3 protein-coding genes are annotated in these 2,636 nt (G+C 47.0%); all 3 read right to left on the minus strand.

Going from position 1 to position 2,636, the window contains the following annotated elements; genetic code table 11:
- On the minus strand, positions 1 to 376 hold a 376-nt coding region (locus tag V2I46_06060), incomplete at its 3' end, for a polyprenyl synthetase family protein (protein MEE4177058.1).
- A 9-nt stretch (positions 377 to 385) separates the two neighbouring features.
- Positions 386 to 1,246, minus strand: coding sequence for a glucose-1-phosphate thymidylyltransferase RfbA (gene rfbA, locus V2I46_06065; GenBank protein MEE4177059.1), 861 nt, complete (start codon positions 1,244 to 1,246; stop codon positions 386 to 388).
- Positions 1,243 to 2,636 (minus strand): efflux RND transporter permease subunit (locus tag V2I46_06070; GenBank protein ID MEE4177060.1); only part of this gene is annotated, 1,394 nt, incomplete at its 5' end. The genes rfbA and V2I46_06070, both read right to left, overlap by 4 nt.

A 2,636-nucleotide genomic window follows, 5' to 3' on the forward strand; every position in this document is an offset into this window, starting at 1 on the left:
CCAACCTGTCATGCCCGCATTTAACCATATACTTATTTGCCAGCGCAAACATGGTGTCGCCTGAGAGTATGGCAATGCTCTCATTCCACTTCTGGTAAACTGTTTCCTTCCCCCTTCTCAGGGTGGCCTTGTCCATAATATCATCATGCACCAGGGTAAAATTGTGAAAAACTTCAATGGCCATGGCAGGGTAAATGGCGTCCAGGCTATTGCCTCCAAAGAGCTCACAGGACATTAACAGAAGCAGCGGCCTCATCCTTTTGCCTTTTTGGCCCATTGTATAGGCAATGGGTTCGTAAAGTTCCCTGGGGTATCCTGTAAAAGACCCGGCTTCAAGGGCTTTCTCAAATTTTATAAGCAGTTCGTTGTTCTTCATGGATGAATCTTACTTGACAAGTCTGAGGAGATAATCCCCATACCCGCTTTTTAAAAGGGGTTCCGCTATTGTCAGAAGTTGCTCTTTGTCGATGAAACCCATTCTATAAGCTATTTCTTCAATGCACCCTATTTTCTGGCCCTGCCTCTGCTCAATCACTTCGACAAACTGGGCTGCCTGCATTAATGATTCAAAAGTACCGGTGTCAAGCCAGGCATGCCCCCTGCCAAGTATACCCACTTTTAGCTTCTTTTCCTTCAGGTAATGCTTGTTTACATCGGTAATCTCATATTCTCCCCGTGCACTGGGCCTGATGTTTTTAGCAACTTCAACAACCGTATTGTCATAAAAGTAAAGCCCGGGCACCGCGTAATTTGATTTGGGCTGTTGCGGTTTTTCTTCGATTGAGATGGCCATGTTCTCACTGTCGAATTCCACCACGCCATAGCGCTGGGGATCGCTTACATGATAGGCAAATACGACCCCGCCATCCGGATCATTGTTGTACTGCAGTAATTCCTTTAACCCGGCGCCATAAAAGATGTTGTCTCCCAGGATCAGGGCCACTTTATCCCTCCCGATGAAGTCCTCTCCAATCACAAATGCCTGGGCCAATCCGTTAGGTTGTTCCTGTACGGCATAATCAAACCTGCATCCCAGCTGTTTGCCATCACCGAGCAAACGCCTGAATGCCGTTGAATCTTCCGGGGTCGTGATGATAAGGACCTCGTTGATGCCCGCCATCATCAGCACCGAGAGGGGATAATAGATCATTGGTTTGTCATAAATGGGCATAAGCTGCTTGCTGATTGCAAGGGTAATGGGAAATAACCTTGTGCCGGCCCCACCGGCTAAAATGATTCCTTTCATGTCTTTTCAATTTCAAGTTCATCAATCTCTATGTCTCCCTCCTCATCCTCCACCAGGATCTCGAGGAAAGGTTCTTTAAATCGTTTCGTGGTAATGGCCTTGTCAAGCGTCAGCAGGAGCGATGGTAACAAAAACAAGTTGCAGAGCAGTGCAATGACCAGTGTGAATGATATCAGGTATCCCAGGGCTTCTGTTCCGCCGAATGAAGACAGGATGAAAATGGCGAACCCAAAAAAGAGTACCACCGAGGAATACATCATGCTGTAGCCTGTTTCCCTGAGGGCTTCCAGAACGGCTTCTTTAATGTTCCAGTTATTCCATCTGAGGTGCAGCCTGTACCTTGACAGGAAATGGATGGCGTTATCCACGGAGATACCCAGGGCAATGCTGAATATCAGGATGGTTGATGGTTTGATGGAGATACCCAGGAACCCCATCAGGGCAGCGGTCAGCAGCAAAGGTATAAGGTTCGGGACCAGGGAGATGAAAATCATCCTGAATGAAGAAAACAACAATGCCATAAGCATCGAGATCACCACCAGGGCCAGTATAAGGCTGGAGATGAGGTTCCGTACAAGGTAATTGGTGCCTTTCAGAAAGACTATGCTGGTGCCGGTTATTGAAACATCGTATTCTTCAGGAGGGAAGATCCGGTCAACCCTCAGCTCAAGGCTGTCGCTGATCCATTCTATCTCCTTGGTCCCCACATTGGCCATTTGAATGCTTATCCTGGTGAGGCGATTGGTGCTGTCGATGAAAGACCGGAACGCTTTGCCACCGCCTATATTGCTTGTATAATTCGTAAGTTCCTTTAACTTGGAAGGAGGTGGAAGTATAAAATACTTGGGATCTCCTCCCATGTGCGCCTGGTAAAAGAAACTTATGCCATCAACAATGGATAAGGGGCGCGAAAAAAATGGGCTGAAAAGGGAATCTTTGGTGAAGACTTTTTGCAATCGCTTGATCTTATAAAGGGTCCTGGCGTTATTTTTAAAAACACCTTCCGCTTCCTTTGTGTCTATGCTTATCTCCAGGGGCATTACTCCTTTGAAATTCTTTTCAAGGAATATCAAATCCGTGTATAGTTTGTTGCTTTTGGAAATATCATCAACAATATTCCCGGTTGTTTCAAGCCGGGTGACACCGATAACCCCTATGGCAATGAGCAGGGCGACAGCCATGTAAATTATGTTTCTTTTCTTCTGGACGATCAATAAAAGCCGGTCTACGATGCTGGTAGTCAGCCCCTTCTCCAGGTGCTTCGTGTGACGGGGTTTTGGCGGTGGCAGGTAGCTGAAGAAGATGGGTATGAGAAACAGGGTCAGTATGTAGGCGATAAGGATGTTCAGGGAGGCAATGATCCCGAATTCGGTGAGGATCCTGTTGCCGG

The organism is Bacteroides sp. (assembly GCA_036351255.1).
In the GTDB taxonomy this organism is placed as follows: Bacteria; Bacteroidota; Bacteroidia; order Bacteroidales; family UBA7960; genus UBA7960.

Coding starts and splice junctions, on each gene's coding strand:
- rfbA (MEE4177059.1), bottom strand. CDS start 1,246: ATGAAAGGAATCATTTTAGCCGGTGGGGCCGGCACAAGGTTATTTCCC.